Origin of the sequence: Pseudomonas sp. NC02 (assembly GCF_002874965.1) — a bacterium.
Taxonomy (GTDB): domain Bacteria; phylum Pseudomonadota; class Gammaproteobacteria; order Pseudomonadales; family Pseudomonadaceae; genus Aquipseudomonas.
The window spans coordinates 5,843,976-5,861,728 of sequence record NZ_CP025624.1 but is presented as its reverse complement, the minus strand read 5'-3'; the positions used below and the strand labels follow the sequence as shown (position 1 = coordinate 5,861,728).

Sequence of the window (17,753 nt, the reverse complement as noted above, 5' to 3'; positions counted from 1 at the left end):
TCAAATGTGGGAGCGGGCTTGCTCGCGAAAGCGGTAGTCCAGACGAAGCTGGCCATGCTGGCTTATCATTAGCCACCTACCGACGCCCACCCAAGGTTCTCTCCGGCATGCTGGCAATCTTCCTACAAACCCTGAACATCACCGCGCCGGTGTTTGCCATGCTGTTCCTGGGCGTCCTGCTCAAGCGCATCAACTGGATCAACGACAACTTTATCCACATCGCTTCGGCCCTGGTGTTCAACGTCACTATGCCGGCGTTGCTGTTCCTCGGGATTCTCCATGCCGACCTGCATTCAGCCCTCAAGCCCGGCCTGCTGATCTACTTCGCCGTCGCCACGCTGGTGAGCTTCGCCCTGGCCTGGGGCTGGGCGACCTTTCGGTGCCCGCGGGAAGATCGCGGCATCTATGCCCAAGGCGCGTTTCGCGGTAACAACGGTGTGATCGGCCTGGCCCTGGCCGCCAGTATGTACGGCGACTACGGGATTTCCCTTGGCGCGGTGCTCGCGGCGCTGGTGATCCTGTTCTACAACACCCTGTCGACCATTGTGCTGGCGGTGTACAGCCCGGTGATCAAGTCCGACCCGTGGAGCATTTTCAAAAGCGTGCTGGCCAACCCGTTGATCATCAGCGTGATCGCGGCGGCGCCCTTCGCGTACTTCCAGATTGGCTTGCCTGGCTGGCTGGAATCCTCCGGGCAGTACCTGGCGGACATGACGTTGCCATTGGCGTTGATCTGTATCGGTGGCACGTTATCGTTGGCGGCGCTGCGCAAAAGCGGCGATATGGCCCTGAGTGCCAGCTTGATGAAGATGGTCTGGCTGCCGGTGCTCGCTACCTTTGGCGCTTGGCTGCTGGGGTTCCGTGGGCCGGAGCTGGGGATTCTGTTCCTGTACTTCGGTGCGCCCACAGCAGCGGCCAGTTTTGTCATGGCACGGGCGGCGGAGGGCAATCATGAGCTGGCGGCCGCGATTATCGTGATCACCACCTTGATGGCGGCGGTGACCACGAATATCGGGATTTTCGTGTTGCAGGCGGGCGGGTGGATCTAGGCGTCTTTCTGGTAGCTGTCGATCACTTCCTGAGCGGCGCGGAAGGCGTCAATCGCCGCCGGCACGCCGGCATACACCGCACAATGCAGCAGCGCCTCGCGAATCTCCTCCACGGTGCAACCGTTGTTCAGCGCGCCGCGCACGTGGCCCTTGAGTTCCTGCGGGCACTTGAGGGCGGTCAACGCGGCGAGGGTGATCAGGCTGCGGGTTTTCAGCGGCAACCCTTCGCGATTCCACACGCTGCCCCAGGCATGATCGTTGACGAAATCCTGCAGCGGCTGGCTGAACTCCGTGGCATTGCCCAGCGCCCGATCGACAAACACATCACCCATCACCTGGCGGCGCATTTCAACGCCGGGCTTTTTCTGTTCGGTCATTGCGATTCCCTCTTGTGTTGGCGGCGCCAGGCTTGCAGCGAGGTGAACAACAGGAAAGCCACCAGCGCTGGCAGGACGTAATACAGCATCAGTTGTTCAAGCTTGTTGGCCAGCGGCATGCCGAAGGTGAACGACACCACGTGCAGCCCGTACACCAGGTACAGGCCCAGGAACACCAGGCCTTCGGCCCGGGTGACGCGGTAGCCCGAATAAAACACCGGCAGGCACAGGGCGACCACGCCGAGCATTACCGGCAGGTCGAAATCCAGGGCATTGGGCGACACCGACAACGGCGAGGGCGCCACGAGGGCGGTAAAGCCCAGCACCCCAAGCAGGTTGAACAGGTTGCTGCCGATCACGTTGCCCACGGCAATTTCCCGCTGGCCGCGCAGGGCGGCGATCAGTGAGGTGGCCAGGCAGGGCAGGGAAGTGCCGACGCCAATCAGCGTCAGGCCGATGATGCGTTCCGACAGGCCCAGGTCAGAGGCCACGTCCACCGCCGCGCCCAGCAGCAGGTGCCCGGCCAGTACGAGGATCAACAGTCCACCGAGCATCAGCAGCACGCTGCTCAGCCACGGCGCCTGCACCACAGTGTCCCGGGTGCGCGGGCGGCGGGAGTGGCGGGTCTGGTAGAGCAGCACGCCGAGGTAGGCCACCAGGGCCACCAGCAGTAACAGGCCATCGATCGGCGTGAGTTCTTCATTGGCGGCTAGCACAAACACCAGCAGGCTGGCGATGATCATCATCGGGATATCCAGGCGTACCAGTTGCCGGGAGACCCGCAGCGGAATGATCAGGGCTGCCAGGCCAAGGGTCACGAGGGTGTTGAAGATGCTGCTGCCGATCACACTGCCCACGGCGATGTCGGTGTTGTCCGCCAGGGTCGCTTGCAAGCTGATCGCCATCTGCGGCGCGCTGCTGCCGAAGGCGACGATGCTCAGGCCGATGATCAGCGGGCGCACCTTGAGGCTGGCCGCCAGGCGCACGGCGGCGCGCACCAATACTTCTGCGCCGAAGATCAACAGCAGCAGGCCGCTGATCAGTTCGATCAGGCTAAAGGGCGAGAGGGCGGTTAATGCGGAAATGGCCTGGGCTCCGTCGGTCAGTTGCTGAGGGCTTGCACGCGAACGCGCGCGGTGCCGCTGCCGATCATACCGATCTGTTCGGCGGCCTTGCGTGAAAGGTCGATCAGGCGCCCACGGGTATGCGGGCCGCGATCATTGATGCGGACAACGACGCTTTTGTTGTTGTCGAGATTGGTGACCTTAACCTGCGTGCCGAAGGGCAGGCGACGATGGGCGGCGGTCAGGGCATTCTGGTTGAACGGTTCACCGCTGGCAGTGCGGTTGCCGTGGTGTTTGGCGCCGTAGTAGGACGCGGAGCCGGTTTCGTCATAGCCGTTGGGGTCGATGAGGCCGCTGGCGCAGCCGGCGAGCAGAGAGAACAGGGCCAACAGGCCGAGTAGACGCTTCATTTTCAAGGTTCCCCCCTTACAGATGTGGGAGCGGGCTTGGGTGGGAGCGGGCTTGCTCGCGAATGCAGTGTGTCAGGCAACGAATAGGCTGACTGATCCACCGCTTTCGCGAGCAAGCCCGCTCCCACACAAGCCCGCTCCCACAAGGGGTCAGAGTTGGACGTGAGGTCCTGCTCCGACCATTTCACCGCGTTTAGCCTTCGAGTTTGCTTTTCAGCAGTTCGTTGACCTGTTGCGGGTTGGCCTTGCCTTTGGAGGCTTTCATCGCCTGGCCGACAAAGAAGCCGAACATCTTGCCGCGCTTGGCTTCATCCGCAGCACGGTATTGTTCAACCTGTTCGGCATTGGCTGCCAGCATCTCGTCGAGCACGGCCGAAATCGCGCCGCTGTCGGTGACTTGCTTCAGGCCGCGCTTTTCGATGATCTCGTCAGCGTTGCCTTCGCCGGCGGCCATGGCTTCAAACACGGTCTTGGCGATTTTGCCGGAGATGGTGTTGTCCTTGATCCGCAGCAACATGCCGCCCAACTGTTCTGCCGACACCGGTGCTTCGTCGATTTCCAGGCCCTGTTTGTTCAACAGGCTGCCCAGCTCAACCATCACCCAGTTGGCCGCCAGTTTGGCGTCGCCGGCAATGCTCACGACTTTTTCGAAGTAGTTGGCTTGCTCGCGGCTCGACGCCAGCACGCTTGCGTCATACACCGAAAGCCCGAACTGCGCCTGGAAACGCTCGCGTTTCTGCGGTGGCAGTTCCGGCAGCGTGGCGCGCACGTCAGCCAGGAACGAGTCCTCGATGACCACCGGCAACAGGTCCGGATCGGGGAAGTAACGGTAGTCGTTGGCTTCCTCCTTGCTGCGCATGGCGCGGGTTTCGTCTTTGTTCGGGTCGTACAGGCGGGTCTGCTGGATCACCTTGCCGCCGTCTTCGATCAGCTCGATCTGGCGACGTACTTCGGTGTTGATCGCCTTCTCGATGAAACGGAACGAGTTGACGTTCTTGATCTCGCAGCGGGTGCCGTACTCGGCCTGGCCTTTTGGCCGCACCGACACGTTGCAGTCGCAACGCAGGGAGCCTTCGGCCATGTTGCCGTCGCAGATCCCGAGGTAACGCACCAGCGCGTGGATCGTCTTGACGTAGGCCACGGCTTCCTTGGCGCTGCGCATGTCCGGCTCGGAAACGATCTCCAGCAGCGGGGTGCCGGCGCGGTTCAGGTCGATGCCGGTGGCGCCGTTGAATTCTTCATGCAGGCTCTTGCCGGCATCTTCTTCCAGGTGCGCACGGGTCACGCCGACACGTTTGATGGTGCCGTCTTCCAGCGGGATGTCCAGGTAGCCCTTGCCGACGATCGGCAATTCCATCTGGCTGATCTGGTAGCCCTTGGGCAGGTCCGGGTAGAAGTAGTTCTTGCGGGCGAACACGTTGTGCTGGCCGATCTCGGCATCGATGGCGAGGCCGAACATCACCGCCATGCGCACCGCTTCCTGGTTCAGCACCGGCAGCACGCCGGGCATGCCCAGGTCTACCAGGCTGGCCTGGGTGTTGGGTTCTGCGCCGAACGTGGTGGCGCTACCGGAGAAAATCTTCGATTGGGTGGCGAGCTGGGTATGAATCTCCAGCCCGATCACGACTTCCCATTGCATAGTGTTCTCCTCAGAAGCCGGTAGGGGTGCGAGTGTGCCAGTCAGTGTTCAACTGGTACTGGTGCGCCACATTGAGCAGGCGGCCTTCCTGGAAATACGGGGCGAGCAGTTGCACGCCCACCGGCAAGCCATCGACGAAACCTGCAGGCATGGACAAGCCCGGCAGACCGGCGAGGTTGGCGGTGATGGTGTACAGGTCTTCCAGGTACTCGGCGATCGGGTCGCCGGTCTTGGCGCCGATCTTCCAGGCCGGGTTCGGCGTGGTTGGGCCGAGGATCACGTCGACTTCATTAAAGGCAGCCATGAAGTCGTTCTTGATCAGGCGACGGATCTTTTGCGCCTTGAGGTAGTACGCGTCGTAGTAGCCGGCCGACAGGGCGTAGGCACCGACCATGATCCGGCGTTGTACTTCCGCGCCGAAACCTTCGCCACGGGAGCGCTTGTACAGGTCGGTGAGGTCTTTCGGGTTTTCGCAGCGGTAGCCGAAGCGCACGCCGTCGAACCGCGACAGGTTGGAGGACGCTTCTGCCGGCGCGATCACGTAGTAGGCCGGAATCGCGTGCTGGTTGTTCGGCAGGCTGATTTCCTTGATCACGGCGCCGAGCTTTTCCAGCTCCTTGACGCTGTTGTGCACCAGTTCGGCGATGCGCGGGTCGAGGCCGGCGCTGAAATACTCTTTCGGCACGCCGATGCGCAGGCCTTTGATCGAGGTATTCAGGCTGGCGCTGTAGTCCGGCACGGGTTCATCAATGCTGGTGGAGTCCTGCGGATCGAAGCCTGCCATGCCTTGTAACAAAATTGCGCAGTCTTCAGCGGTGCGTGCCAGGGGGCCGCCCTGGTCGAGACTGGAGGCGTAGGCAATCATGCCCCAGCGGGAAACGCGACCGTAGGTCGGTTTCAGACCGGTGAGGTTGGTGAAAGCGGCCGGTTGGCGGATCGAGCCGCCAGTGTCGGTGGCCGTGGCGGCAGGTAACAGACGAGCGGCAACCGCGGCTGCCGAACCACCGGACGAACCGCCGGGCACGTGCTTAAGGTTCCACGGGTTTTTCACCGCGCCGTAGTGGCTCGACTCGTTGGCCGAGCCCATGGCGAATTCGTCCATGTTGGTCTTGCCCAGGGTCACAGCCCCGGCAGTGGCCAGCTTGGCGACCACAGTGGCGTCGTAGGGCGCCTTGAAATTGTCGAGCATCTTCGAGCCGCAACTGGTGCGAATGCCCTGGGTGCAGAACAGGTCCTTGTGGGCAATCGGCGCACCCAACAGGGCGCCGTTCTCACCGTTGGCGCGACGTGCGTCGGCGGCCTTGGCCTGGCTCAGGGCCAGCTCTTCGGTGATGCTGATGAAGCTGTTGACCTTAGGGTCCAGCTCGGCGATACGCGCCAGCAGGGTCGTGGTCAGCTCTTCGGAAGAAAACTTTTTGTCGGCGAGACCGCGGGCGATCTCGGCCAGAGTCAATTGATGCATTGCAGGCTCTTTCCCTTTAGTCGATGACTTTCGGAACCAGGTACAGGCCGTTTTCGACCGCTGGCGCGATGGACTGGTAAGCCTCGCGATTATTGCGCTCGGTCACGACGTCGGCGCGCAGGCGCTGGCTGGCTTCCAGCGGGTGAGCCAGGGGCTCGATGCCGTCGGTATTCACGGCTTGCATTTGGTCGACCAGCCCGAGAATGCTGTTCAGGGCTGCGGTGGTCTGTGGAAGATCGGCTTCATTGAGGCCCAGGCAGGCCAAATGAGCGATTTTTTCCACGTCGGAGCGTTCAAGCGCCATGGGATTCTCCAGTGGAAAACAGAACGGAAGCTATCCGTGTGTTAGATTGTAGGAACACTACCGCATTTCTACGGTCATATGGCCGCGATTGTGGGGGTTGGTGCACAGAAAGTCGGCCAATTTAGCACATTGGCGCCTTGCCCAAAATCCCTGTCGTTGTTAGAGTTTGCCGCACTTTTTTACCCACGCGTTGCCTAGGGTCCCTTTCCCATGTTCAAGAAACTGCGTGGCATGTTTTCCAGCGATCTTTCCATCGACCTGGGCACTGCCAACACCCTTATTTACGTGCGCGAGCGCGGTATCGTCCTGAATGAGCCATCGGTTGTGGCCATTCGGACCCATGGTAATCAGAAAAGTGTCGTTGCCGTTGGCACCGAGGCCAAGCGCATGTTGGGCCGAACACCGGGCAACATTGCTGCCATTCGTCCGATGAAGGATGGCGTGATTGCTGACTTCAGTGTCTGCGAAAAGATGCTGCAGTACTTCATCAACAAGGTTCACGAAAACAGTTTCCTGCAGCCCAGCCCTCGTGTGCTGATCTGCGTTCCGTGCAAGTCCACCCAGGTGGAACGTCGTGCCATCCGTGAATCGGCCCTTGGCGCCGGTGCCCGTGAAGTGTTCCTGATTGAAGAGCCAATGGCCGCTGCGATCGGTGCCGGCCTGCCGGTTGAAGAAGCGCGCGGTTCGATGGTGGTGGATATCGGTGGTGGTACCACTGAAATCGCCCTGATCTCCCTCAATGGTGTGGTGTATGCCGAATCCGTACGGGTTGGCGGCGACCGCTTCGACGAAGCGATCATCACCTACGTGCGTCGCAACTACGGCAGCCTGATCGGCGAATCCACCGCCGAGCGCATCAAGCAGGAAATCGGTACCGCTTACCCGGGCGGCGAAGTTCGCGAAGTCGATGTTCGCGGTCGCAACCTGGCCGAAGGCGTTCCACGTGCCTTCACCCTGAACTCCAATGAAGTGCTGGAAGCTCTGCAAGAGTCCCTGGCCACCATCGTTCAGGCGGTGAAGAGCGCCCTGGAGCAATCGCCTCCGGAACTGGCTTCCGATATCGCCGAGCGTGGCCTGGTACTGACCGGTGGTGGCGCCTTGCTGCGCGATCTCGACAAGTTGCTGGCCCAGGAAACCGGTTTGCCAGTGATCGTCGCTGAAGACCCGTTGACCTGCGTCGCCCGTGGCGGTGGCCGTGCACTGGAAATGATGGATAAACACACCATGGACCTGCTCTCCAGCGAATAAGAATTTGCTGGTTTGCCCATGTTTCGCTCACAGGCAGCACTTTGCAGTGCTGCCTGTTGGCGTTTATCTTCTTCAATCTGCATCCAGGCCGGTTTGATGCCGTATGAATAAAGAAAACATTTGCCTGGGAGGAGCGGCTTATTAAACCGCTTTTTTCCAAAGGCCCCTCATTGGGCGTGCGCCTGTTGGTGCTGGTCGTGCTATCGGTTGCGCTGATGGTGGTCGATGCCCGCTTCACACTGCTCAAGCCAGTGCGTAGCCAGATGTCGCTGGTCCTGATGCAGACGTACTGGATCACTGACCTGCCGCAGCGTCTCTATCAGGGTGTCGCCAGTCAATTTGGCAGCCGCACCGAACTGGTGGCCGAGAACGAAAAACTCAAGACCGAAAACCTGCTGCTGCAGGGGCGCATGCAAAAGCTGGCGGCCCTCACCGAGCAGAACGTTCGGCTGCGCGAGTTGCTCAATTCCTCTGCGCTGGTCAATGAGAAGGTCGAAGTGGCCGAGTTGATCGGCATGGATCCGAACCCCTTCACCCATCGCATCATCATCAACAAGGGTGAGCGCGACGGCGTAGTCCTTGGCCAACCGGTGCTCGATGCCCGTGGCTTGATGGGCCAGGTGGTGGAGTTGATGCCTTATACCTCTCGCGTCCTGTTGCTGACCGACACCACCCACAGCATCCCGGTGCAAGTCAACCGCAACGGCCTGCGGGCGATTGCCAGCGGTACTGGTAACCCGGAACGCCTGGAGTTGCGTCACGTCGCAGACACCGCCGACATCAAGGAAGGCGACCTGCTGGTCAGCTCCGGCCTGGGTCAGCGGTTCCCGGCAGGCTACCCGGTCGCGACGGTCAAGGAAGTGATCCACGATTCCGGCCAGCCGTTCGCCATTGTGCGTGCCGTGCCGACCGCCGCATTGAACCGCAGCCGTTACCTGTTGCTGGTGTTCAGTGACAACCGCACCCCGGAAGAGCGTGCCAACGAAGCCGCCCAGGCCCAGGAAGCGGAAGACAAGCAAAACGGCACCGCGCCAATCATTCCGGCCACCGTGCCAAAACCGGCGGCACCTGCTGCCCCGGCAGCCGCTCCGGCAACGCCAGCCGCGCCGGTTGCGACACCGGTCAAGCCTGTGGCCCATAGCGCGCGTCCGGCCAAGCCTGCGGCTGCAACACCTGCCGCTGCCAAACCGCCCGCCGCCGCCAAGCCACCGGCCGCGGCCCCGGCAACCACTCGGCAGAGGGAAGAATAATGGCCGGTACTCATTCGCGTAACGGCTGGATCGTCTGGCTGACCTTTGCCATCGGCTTGCTGCTCAGCGTTTCGCCGCTGCCGCAATTCATGGAGATCCTGCGCCCGCTGTGGCTCGCCTTACTGCTGGCGTTCTGGGCCCTGGCGCTGCCGCACAAGGTCGGGATGGTCACGGCCATGTGCCTGGGGCTGATGGAGGATGTGCTCTACGGCACCCTGCTCGGGCAGAACGCGTTGATCCTGACCCTGATTACCTTCCTGGTGCTGTCATTGCAGCAGCGCCTGCGGATGTTCCCGATGTGGCAACAGTGCCTGGTGATCCTGGTGATCTTCGGCCTGGCGCAGTTGGTACAGCTGTGGCTCAGCGCCTTGACCGGCAACCGCCAACCGACCCTGGCGCTGGTGTTGCCCGCGCTGGTCAGCGCGCTGTTGTGGCCCTGGGTCAGTTTTGGCCTGCGTGGATTGCGTCGTCGCTATAAAATCAATTGAATGGATCGCGAGGCTCTGCCTGGTTATCGAACCCTACAGGGAGAGTCTGCATGAATTCGCTTTATCTGGCCTCGGGCTCCCCGAGGCGGCGTGAGCTGCTGACACAGATCGGCGTGCCGTTCACCGTCGTCAGCGCCGCCATTGATGAAACTCCCCTTACAAATGAATCGCCCGCGTCCTACGTAGAACGCCTGGCGCGCGGCAAGGCTGCGGCCGGTCGAGCGACCTTGGCCGATGCCACCGGCGCCTGTGTGCTGGGCGCGGACACAGCCGTGATCCTCGACGGCCGGATCCTCGGTAAACCCGTGGATCAAGCCGACGCCCTGGCCATGTTGCTGGCCCTTTCCGAGCGTGAACACGAAGTCTTGACGGCCATTGCCCTGATTGACGGCCAGCGTTGCGAAACGCAGCTGGTCAGCAGTCGTGTGCGCTTTCGCAGGATTTCAGCGGACGAAGCCACCACTTATTGGCACAGCGGCGAGCCCCAGGACAAAGCGGGCGGCTATGCTATCCAAGGCTTGGCGGCGGTGTTCGTCGCCGGACTCAATGGCAGCTACTCTGCCGTCGTTGGCCTGCCGGTCTGCGAAACCGCAGAACTGCTGGGCCAATTCGGCATACCCTGTTGGCAAAACCTTACCGTGCGCTAAACGCCGTATTCCAGCGCCAAGCCTTAAGCGATCGGTCACTATTGTGAAAACGCCTGAACGAGACCCAGCCATGAGTGAAGAGATTCTGATCAATATCACGCCGATGGAATCGCGCGTGGCGGTGGTAGAGAACGGTGTTCTGCAAGAAGTGCACGTCGAGCGCACCCAAAAGCGCGGGATCGTCGGCAATATTTATAAAGGCAAGGTCGTGCGTGTGTTACCGGGGATGCAAGCGGCGTTCGTCGACATCGGCCTGGACCGCGCTGCGTTTATCCATGCTTCGGAAATCTCCCTGCGCGAAGGCCCGGCGGTCGAAAGCATCAGCGCCCTGGTGCACGAAGGGCAGAGCCTGGTGGTGCAAGTCACCAAGGATCCGATTGGCTCAAAGGGCGCACGGCTGACCACGCAACTGTCGATTCCTTCGCGCTACCTGGTGTACATGCCGCGCACGGCCCACGTCGGTATTTCCCTGAAAATCGAAGATGAAGCCGAGCGCGAGCGCCTGAAAAAGGTGGTCAGTGACTGCGTGGCGCTGGAAGGTATCAAGGAGGCCGGCGGCTTTATCCTGCGTACTGCCGCAGAAGGTGCCGGTGCCGATGAAATCCTCATGGACATCCGCTACCTGCGCCGCCTCTGGGACCAGATCGGCGCGCAGATCAAGACCATCGGCGCCCCCAGCGTGATCTACGAAGACCTCGGCCTGGCCCTGCGCACCTTGCGCGACCTGGTCAGCCCGAAGATCGAGAAAATTCGCATCGACTCGCGGGAAACCTTCCAGCGCACTACGCAATTTGTTGCCGAGCTGATGCCGGAAATCGCCGATCGCCTGGAGCATTACCCGGGCGAGCGGCCGATTTTCGACCTGTATGGCGTCGAAGACGAAATCCAGAAAGCCCTTGAGCGCAAAGTGCCGCTCAAGTCCGGCGGTTACCTGGTAGTGGACCCGGCGGAAGCCATGAGCACTATCGACGTGAATACCGGTGCCTTTGTGGGCCATCGCAATCTCGAAGAAACCATCTTCAAGACCAACCTCGAAGCGGCCACCGCGATCGCCCGCCAACTGCGCCTGCGCAACCTGGGCGGGATCATCATCATCGACTTCATCGACATGGAAGACGAAGAGCACCAGCGCCAGGTGCTGCGTACCCTGGAGAAGCAACTGGAGCGCGATCACGCCAAGACCAACATCATCGGCATCACCGAGCTGGGCCTGGTGCAGATGACCCGCAAGCGCACCCGCGAAAGCCTGGAGCAAGTGCTGTGCGAGCCGTGCAGCAGTTGCCAGGGGCGCGGTAAGTTGAAGACCCCGGAAACGGTTTGCTACGAGATTTTCCGGGAAATCTTACGGGAGGCACGCGCCTACCAGGCCGAGGGCTATAGAGTCCTGGCTAACCAGAAGGTGGTCGACCGTTTGCTGGATGAAGAATCCGGCAACGTAGCCGAGCTGGAGGGTTTTATCGGGCGCACCATTCGCTTCCAGGTCGAAACCATGTATTCCCAGGAACAATATGACGTGGTGCTGCTCTGATTCGCGTTAGTTCTTATCAACGAGACGGGCAGGCCTTGATCTGCCGTCCGACTATTGCCTTTGAGGGTCGCCTGACATGGAGCGTCTGATACGCTTTTTTGCCGCATTGACCCGCTGGGGCCTCGGCCTGTGCGCCTTGCTGCTGGTATTGGCGGCGGTGTACGTGAGCCTGGGCCGTGAATTGACGCCGTTGGTGGCGGAATACCGTGGCGAAATCGAGGCCAAGGCGCGTACTGCGCTGGATATGCCCGTGAACATCGGCAGCCTGGAAGGGCGCTGGAGTGGCTTCGCGCCGGTATTGTTGGCTCACGACGTGATGGTCGGCGAGGGCAGCAGCGCCCTGCGCCTGGACCAGGTGCAAGTGGTGCCGGATATCTGGGCCAGCCTGCTGGCGCGTGAAGTGCGCATTGCCCACCTGGAAGTCAGCGGCCTGCAAGTCAGCGTGAAGGAAGACCAGGACGGCCACTGGGCGCTGCAAGGCCTGCCGGTGCAGGATGACCAGCCGCTGGATCCCGAACAACTGCTGACGCGCCTGCAAATGGTCGGGCAGGTTTCATTGCTCGACAGCCAGGTGACGCTGCAGCCGTTCGACCAGGCTCCGCTGACCTTGACCTATGTCGGCGTGAGCCTGCAGACCGGCGCCAACCGCCAGCGCCTGGACGCGCGCCTGACCCTGCCCGACGGCCAGCCCCTGGCGTTGAACCTGCGCACCCGAATCCGCGCCAGCCAGTGGAAAGACGGCGAAGCCGAGGCTTACCTGAGCTTGCCCCAGAGTGACTGGGCAAAATGGATCCCGGCAAAACTGACCCAGCAATGGAAACTTTCCGAACTCAAGGCTGGCGGCGAATTCTGGCTGACCTGGGCCAAGGGCACCGTGCAAAGCGCCGCCGTGCGCCTCAACGCCCCGCAGCTCAAGGGCAGCTATGCCGATCGCAAGCCGACTCATATTGAGAACCTGGCCCTCACTGCGTACCTGCAACGCAGTGACAGCGGCCTCAAGGTGCTGTTTGACTCGCTCGCAATGAACCTCGGCGACACCCGCTGGGAATCGCGCCTGCAACTGCAGCAAACCCTGGCCACCGACAAGGCCCAGGAAGTCTGGAACCTGCAGGCCGATCGCCTCGACCTGACGCCGATCACGCCATTGCTGCACGCCTTGGCACCCTTGCCGGAAGCCGTGGCCACCACCCTGGATCATCTGAAGGCCACCGGCACGCTGCGGAACGTGTTGCTGGATTATCGGCCTCAAGACACCACCGACCAGCGCGTGAGCTTCGCGGCCAACCTCGACCGTATTGGTTTCGACGCTTACTTCGGCGCGCCGGCCGCCCGCAATGTCAGCGGCAGCATCAGCGGTGACCTGGGCAAGGGTGAGCTGCGCATGGACAGCAAGGATTTCTCCTTGCACCTGTTTCCGATCTTCGCCAAGCCCTGGCAGTACATCCAGGCCAACGCCCGCCTGACGTGGAAGCTCGACAAGGAAGGCTTCACCCTGATCGCGCCGTATATCAAGGTGCTGGGCGAGGAGGGCAAGGTCGCCGCCGACTTCCTGATTCGCCTGCATTTCGACCATAGCCAGGAAGACTACATGGACCTGCGGGTCGGTATGGTCGACGGCGATGGCCGCTTCACCCCCAAATACCTGCCGGCGGTGTTGAGCCCGGCACTCGATGAGTGGCTGCGCACTGCGATTCTCAAGGGTGCAGTGGACGAGGGCTTCTTCCAGTACCAAGGCTCGCTGAACCACGACGCACTGCCTGCCTCGCGCAATATCAGCCTGTTCTTCAAGGTGCATGATGCCGAGCTGGCATTCCAGCCGGGCTGGCCGCACGTGAGCAAGGTCAAGGGTGAAGTGTTTGTCGAGGAAAGCGGCGTGCGCATCCTGGCCAGCAAGGGCCAGCTGCTCGACACCAAGGTCAATGATATCTACGTCAACATTCCCCACGCCCCCGAAGGCAAGGACAGCCACCTGCTGCTCACCGGCAACTTTGCCGGTGGCCTGGGCGATGGCCTGAAAATCCTTCAGGAAGCGCCGATCGGCACCGCCTCGACCTTCGCCGGCTGGAAAGGCGAGGGCGACCTGCAAGGCAAGCTGGACCTGGATATTCCCCTGGCCAAGGGCGCCGATCCCAAGATCGTGGTGGATTTCAAGACCGACAAGTCCCGCCTGCAACTGGCCGAGCCTACGCTGGACCTGAGCCAGCTCAAGGGTGATTTCCGCTTCGACAGCGCCAAGGGCCTGAGTGGCCAGAACATCAGCGCCCAGGCCTTCGACCGACCGATCACCGCGCAGATTTTCGCCGATGGCAAGCCAGGCGACCTCAACACCCGCGTCACCGCGAAAGGGCAGGTGACCGTCAAGCGGCTGACTGACTGGCTGAAGGTCAGCCAGCCGTTGCCGGTGTCCGGCGATATCCCCTACCAATTGCAGCTCAACCTCGATGGCGCCGACAGCCAGTTGATGGTCAGCTCCAATCTCAAGGGCGTGGCCGTGGACCTGCCGGCGCCGTTCGGCATGCCGGCGAGCCAGGGCCGCGACAGTGTGTTCCGCATGACCTTGCAGGGTAAGGAGCGCCGTTACTGGTTCGATTATGGCGAGTTGGGCAGCTTCACCTTCGCCGCCCCGGCGGACAATTTCGCCGACGGCCGGGGTGAGCTGTTCCTGGGAGATGGCGATGCGGTGTTGCCGGCCGGCAAGGGCTTGCGAATCCGCGGCGTGTTGTCGGAGCTGGATATCGACCCCTGGAAAAAGCTCGTGGACCGCTACGCCGGCAACGACCCGGGTGGCAGTGCCAAGCAGTTGTTGAGCGGGGCCGATTTCAAGGTCGGCAAGCTGACCGGTTTCGGCACCCAGTTCGACCAGGTCAGCTTGCAGCTGGACCGCAAACCCGCTGCCTGGGGCTTGCAGTTCGACAGCCAGCAGGCCAAGGGTACCGTGGGGTTGCCGGACGCCAAGGGCGCGCCGATTGCAGTCAACCTGCAGTACGTGAAGCTGCCTGCGGTGGATCCGACCGTGCAGGCGGATGAAAATGCGCCGGACCCATTGGCTGATGTTGATCCCAAGGATATTCCCGCGCTGGATATCTCGATTGCCCAGTTGTTCCAGGGCCCGGAGCTGGTAGGTGCCTGGTCTCTGAAAGTTCGCCCGACCACCAGGGGCATGGCGTTCAACAGCCTGAACCTGGGGCTCAAGGGCATGGTGCTCCAGGGCGCCGGCGGTTGGGAAGGTGCACCCGGTGCCAGCAGCAGTTGGTACAAGGGCCGCCTCGATGGCAAGAACATTGGCGACGTGCTCAAGGGCTGGGGATTTGCGCCGAGCGTGACCAGCGAAGATTTTCACGTGGACGTGGACGGCCGCTGGCCGGGTTCGCCGGCCTGGGTAGGTCCCAAGCGTTTCTCCGGCAGCCTGGACGCCAGTTTCCGCAAAGGCCAGTTTGTTGAAGTGGACGGCGGTGCGCAGGCCCTGCGGGTGTTTGGCTTGCTGAACTTCAACTCCATCGGTCGCCGGCTGCGCCTGGACTTCTCGGACTTGCTTGGCAAGGGCTTGAGTTATGACCGGGTCAAGGGCTTGCTGGCCGCCAGTAACGGCGTGTTTGTAACCCGTGAGCCGATCACCATGACCGGCCCGTCGAGTAACCTGGAGATCAACGGCACCCTGGACCTGGTGGCTGATCGCGTCGATGCCAAGTTGCTGGTGACGCTGCCGGTCACCAACAACCTGCCGATTGCTGCATTGATCGTCGGCGCGCCGGCCATTGGCGGGGCGCTGTTCCTGATCGACAAGCTGATTGGCGACCGTGTTTCGCGTTTCGCCAGCGTGCAGTACAAGGTAGAAGGCCCGTGGAAGGACCCGAAAATCACCTTCGACAAGCCATTTGAAAAGCCAAACTGAGTACCTGTGGAGTAGCATGGCCTCATGCCTTTTCTGGAGTGTGGGCCCATGTCCTTTGCGGTAATTCAAATGGTCAGCCAAAGCGATGTGCTGGCCAACCTGGCTCAGGCTCGGCGCCTGCTGGAGCAAGCGGCGGCGGGCGGTGCAAGGCTTGCGGTACTCCCGGAAAACTTCGCCGCCATGGGCCGTCGCGATGTGGCCGATATCGGTCGCGCCGAGGCCTTGGGCGAAGGTCCGATCCTGCCATGGTTGAAACAGACCGCCCGCGACCTCACCTTATGGATAGTGGCCGGCACTTTGCCGCTGCCCCCAAAGGATCAGCCGAACGCCAAGTCCAATGCCTGCTCGCTGCTGATCGATGATCAGGGCGAAATCGTTGCCCGCTACGACAAGCTGCACCTGTTCGATGTCGATGTGGCCGATGCCCGGGGTCGTTATCGTGAATCCGATGACTATGCTCATGGTAGCCAGGTGGTCGTCGCGGATACGCCGGTCGGCCGCCTGGGGCTGACGGTGTGTTACGACTTGCGCTTCCCGGAGCTATACAGCGAATTGCGCGCTGCGGGTGCCGAGTTGATCACCGCGCCCTCGGCCTTTACAGCGGTAACCGGCGCCGCGCACTGGGATGTGCTGATCCGTGCGCGTGCCATCGAGACCCAGTGCTACCTGCTGGCGGCCGCCCAGGGTGGCGTGCATCCGGGGCCCAGGGAAACCTTCGGGCATGCAGCGATCATCGACCCATGGGGGCGCGTGCTGGCACAACAGGATCAAGGCGAGGCGGTGTTGTTGGCCGAACGCGATAGCAGCGAACAGGCGTCGATACGGACGCGCATGCCGGTGGCGGGCCACCGGCGCTTTTTCTCGCAGGGCGCACAGCGACCTGCTTCAGAACGATGAATTTAAGGCCAAACCTATGAGCGAGTTGTTGTCCTCAGTCAGTGAACACCTCCTGGCGCCTGGTGGCGTGACCATCGAAAGCTTGCAAACGGTCCTCGGCGATCTGGCCGGGCCAGGCATCGACGCTGCGGACCTGTATTTCCAGGGGCAGATTTCCGAGTCCTGGGCCCTGGAAGACGGGATCGTCAAGGAAGGCAGCTTCAACCTCGACCAAGGCGTGGGTGTGCGTGCGCAGTCCGGTGAAAAAACCGGCTTTGCCTACAGCAACGCCATCACCCTGGAAGCCCTGGGGCTGGCGGCTCGCGCAGCGCGTTCGATCTCCCGTGCCGGGCAAAACGGCACGGTGCAGGCGTTCAGCACCCAGGACGTGGCCCAGCTGTATGCCCCGGATAACCCATTGGAAGTGATCAGCCGCGCCGAAAAGGTCGAGCTGCTCAAGCGTGTGGACGCGGCGACCCGCGCCCTGGATCCGCGTATCCAGCAAGTCACCGTAAGCATGGCCGGGGTGTGGGAACGCATCCTCGTGGCCTCCACCGATGGCGGCCTGGCGGCGGATGTGCGGCCGCTGGTGCGCTTCAATGTCAGCGTGATCGTTGAACAGAATGGCCGTCGCGAGCGCGGTGGCCATGGCGGCGGTGGGCGTACCGACTACCGTTATTTCCTCACCGAAGACCGCTCCATGGGGTATGCCCGTGAAGCGTTGCGCCAGGCCCTGGTCAATCTGGAAGCAATTCCGGCACCGGCCGGTACGTTGCCGGTGGTGCTGGGTTCCGGCTGGTCCGGCGTGCTGTTGCATGAAGCCGTGGGCCACGGCCTGGAAGGTGACTTCAACCGCAAGGGCAGTTCCGCCTACAGCGGGCGCATGGGCGAGATGGTTGCGTCCAAGCTCTGCACCATCGTCGATGACGGTACCCTGGCCGGGCGTCGCGGTTCGTTGAGCGTCGATGACGAAGGCACCCCGACCGAGTGCACCACGCTGATCGAAAACGGTGTGCTCAAGGGCTACATGCAAGACAAGCTCAACGCGCGCCTGATGGGCGTGGCCCGCACCGGTAACGGTCGTCGCGAGTCCTACGCGCACCTGCCGATGCCGCGCATGACCAACACCTACATGCTCGGCGGCGAAAGCGATCCGGCCGAAATCATCGCCTCGGTGAAACGCGGCATCTACTGCGCCAACCTCGGTGGTGGGCAGGTGGACATCACCAGCGGCAAGTTCGTGTTCTCCACCAGCGAGGCGTATTTGATCGAAGACGGCAAGATCACCGCGCCGGTCAAGGGTGCAACGTTGATTGGCAACGGCCCGGAAGCCATGAGCAAGGTGTCGATGGTCGGTAACGACCTGTCGCTGGACAGCGGTGTGGGGACGTGCGGCAAGGATGGTCAGTCGGTGCCGGTGGGTGTCGGCCAGCCAACCTTGAAAATCGATGCGATCACCGTGGGGGGCACGGGGTCGTAAGAACGGGAGCTTCGGGTGGCGAAGGCCGCCACCCGGGGA

At 62.0% G+C, this 17,753-nt stretch carries 15 protein-coding genes; 9 read left to right on the top strand and 6 right to left on the bottom strand.

All coding sequences use genetic code 11. From position 1 onward, the window contains the following. Window positions 1-107 precede the first annotated feature (107 nt). On the top strand, window positions 108-1,049 hold the full coding sequence (locus tag C0058_RS27560) for an AEC family transporter (RefSeq protein WP_102369910.1): 942 nt from the start codon (window positions 108-110) through the stop codon (window positions 1,047-1,049). On the opposite strand, the gene C0058_RS27555 is transcribed toward C0058_RS27560, so the two are convergent. From C0058_RS27555 to gatC, 6 genes are all read right to left on the bottom strand, one after another. Further along, a complete protein-coding gene (locus C0058_RS27555; RefSeq protein ID WP_102369909.1) occupies window positions 1,046-1,426 on the bottom strand; it encodes a carboxymuconolactone decarboxylase family protein in 381 nt (126 codons plus the stop codon). The two genes, C0058_RS27560 and C0058_RS27555, sit on opposite strands and share 4 nt — an antisense overlap. After that, the gene (locus C0058_RS27550) at window positions 1,423-2,469 is read right to left on the bottom strand and encodes a calcium/sodium antiporter (RefSeq protein WP_032899620.1); all 1,047 of its coding nucleotides are present in this window, start codon (window positions 2,467-2,469) and stop codon (window positions 1,423-1,425) included. The genes C0058_RS27555 and C0058_RS27550 overlap by 4 nt, the downstream gene beginning before the upstream one ends. A 59-nt stretch (window positions 2,470-2,528) precedes the next feature. Further along, window positions 2,529-2,900 (bottom strand): septal ring lytic transglycosylase RlpA family protein, encoded by a 372-nt coding sequence (locus C0058_RS27545; protein WP_003216071.1) that lies wholly within the window; start codon window positions 2,898-2,900, stop codon window positions 2,529-2,531. Window positions 2,901-3,093: 193 nt separating this feature from the next. Continuing rightward, window positions 3,094-4,539, bottom strand: coding sequence for an Asp-tRNA(Asn)/Glu-tRNA(Gln) amidotransferase subunit GatB (gene gatB, locus C0058_RS27540; RefSeq protein WP_003216073.1), 1,446 nt, complete (start codon window positions 4,537-4,539; stop codon window positions 3,094-3,096). Window positions 4,540-4,549: 10 nt separating this feature from the next. Further along, window positions 4,550-6,001, bottom strand: coding sequence for an Asp-tRNA(Asn)/Glu-tRNA(Gln) amidotransferase subunit GatA (gatA, locus tag C0058_RS27535; RefSeq protein WP_102369908.1), 1,452 nt, complete (start codon window positions 5,999-6,001; stop codon window positions 4,550-4,552). A 16-nt stretch (window positions 6,002-6,017) separates the two neighbouring features. After that, window positions 6,018-6,305, bottom strand: a complete 288-nt coding sequence (gene gatC / locus C0058_RS27530; RefSeq protein ID WP_003216077.1) for an Asp-tRNA(Asn)/Glu-tRNA(Gln) amidotransferase subunit GatC — start codon at window positions 6,303-6,305, stop codon at window positions 6,018-6,020. 210 nt (window positions 6,306-6,515) lie between these two features. On the opposite strand from gatC, the gene mreB reads away from it, so the two are divergent. The 8 genes from mreB to tldD all read left to right on the top strand — a co-directional run bounded on the left by mreB (window position 6,516) and on the right by tldD (window position 17,714). Continuing rightward, window positions 6,516-7,553: a rod shape-determining protein MreB gene (gene mreB, locus C0058_RS27525; RefSeq protein ID WP_002555108.1), complete on the top strand. Its 1,038-nt coding sequence runs from the start codon at window positions 6,516-6,518 to the stop codon at window positions 7,551-7,553. Window positions 7,554-7,693: 140 nt separating this feature from the next. After that, complete coding sequence (gene mreC / locus C0058_RS27520; protein ID WP_080673268.1) at window positions 7,694-8,803, top strand: rod shape-determining protein MreC; 1,110 nt, start codon at window positions 7,694-7,696, stop codon at window positions 8,801-8,803. Next, window positions 8,803-9,291, top strand: coding sequence for a rod shape-determining protein MreD (gene mreD / locus C0058_RS27515; RefSeq protein ID WP_003216081.1), 489 nt, complete (start codon window positions 8,803-8,805; stop codon window positions 9,289-9,291). Before mreC ends, mreD begins: the two co-directional genes overlap by 1 nt. 50 nt (window positions 9,292-9,341) lie before the next feature. Beyond that, window positions 9,342-9,938 carry a nucleoside triphosphate pyrophosphatase gene (locus C0058_RS27510; protein WP_003216083.1) on the top strand — a complete coding sequence of 199 codons (597 nt, stop codon included), beginning with the start codon at window positions 9,342-9,344 and terminating at the stop codon, window positions 9,936-9,938. Window positions 9,939-10,008: 70 nt separating this feature from the next. Continuing rightward, window positions 10,009-11,466 (top strand): ribonuclease G, encoded by a 1,458-nt coding sequence (gene rng, locus C0058_RS27505; protein ID WP_003216085.1) that lies wholly within the window; start codon window positions 10,009-10,011, stop codon window positions 11,464-11,466. A gap of 76 nt (window positions 11,467-11,542) precedes the next feature. Continuing rightward, on the top strand, window positions 11,543-15,358 hold the full coding sequence (locus tag C0058_RS27500) for a YhdP family protein (protein WP_102369907.1): 3,816 nt from the start codon (window positions 11,543-11,545) through the stop codon (window positions 15,356-15,358). Window positions 15,359-15,406: 48 nt separating this feature from the next. Next, window positions 15,407-16,255 (top strand): carbon-nitrogen hydrolase family protein, encoded by an 849-nt coding sequence (locus C0058_RS27495; RefSeq protein ID WP_008437218.1) that lies wholly within the window; start codon window positions 15,407-15,409, stop codon window positions 16,253-16,255. Between the two features lie 16 nt (window positions 16,256-16,271). Then, a complete protein-coding gene (tldD, locus tag C0058_RS27490; RefSeq protein WP_102369906.1) occupies window positions 16,272-17,714 on the top strand; it encodes a metalloprotease TldD in 1,443 nt (480 codons plus the stop codon). Window positions 17,715-17,753: the final 39 nt, after the last annotated feature.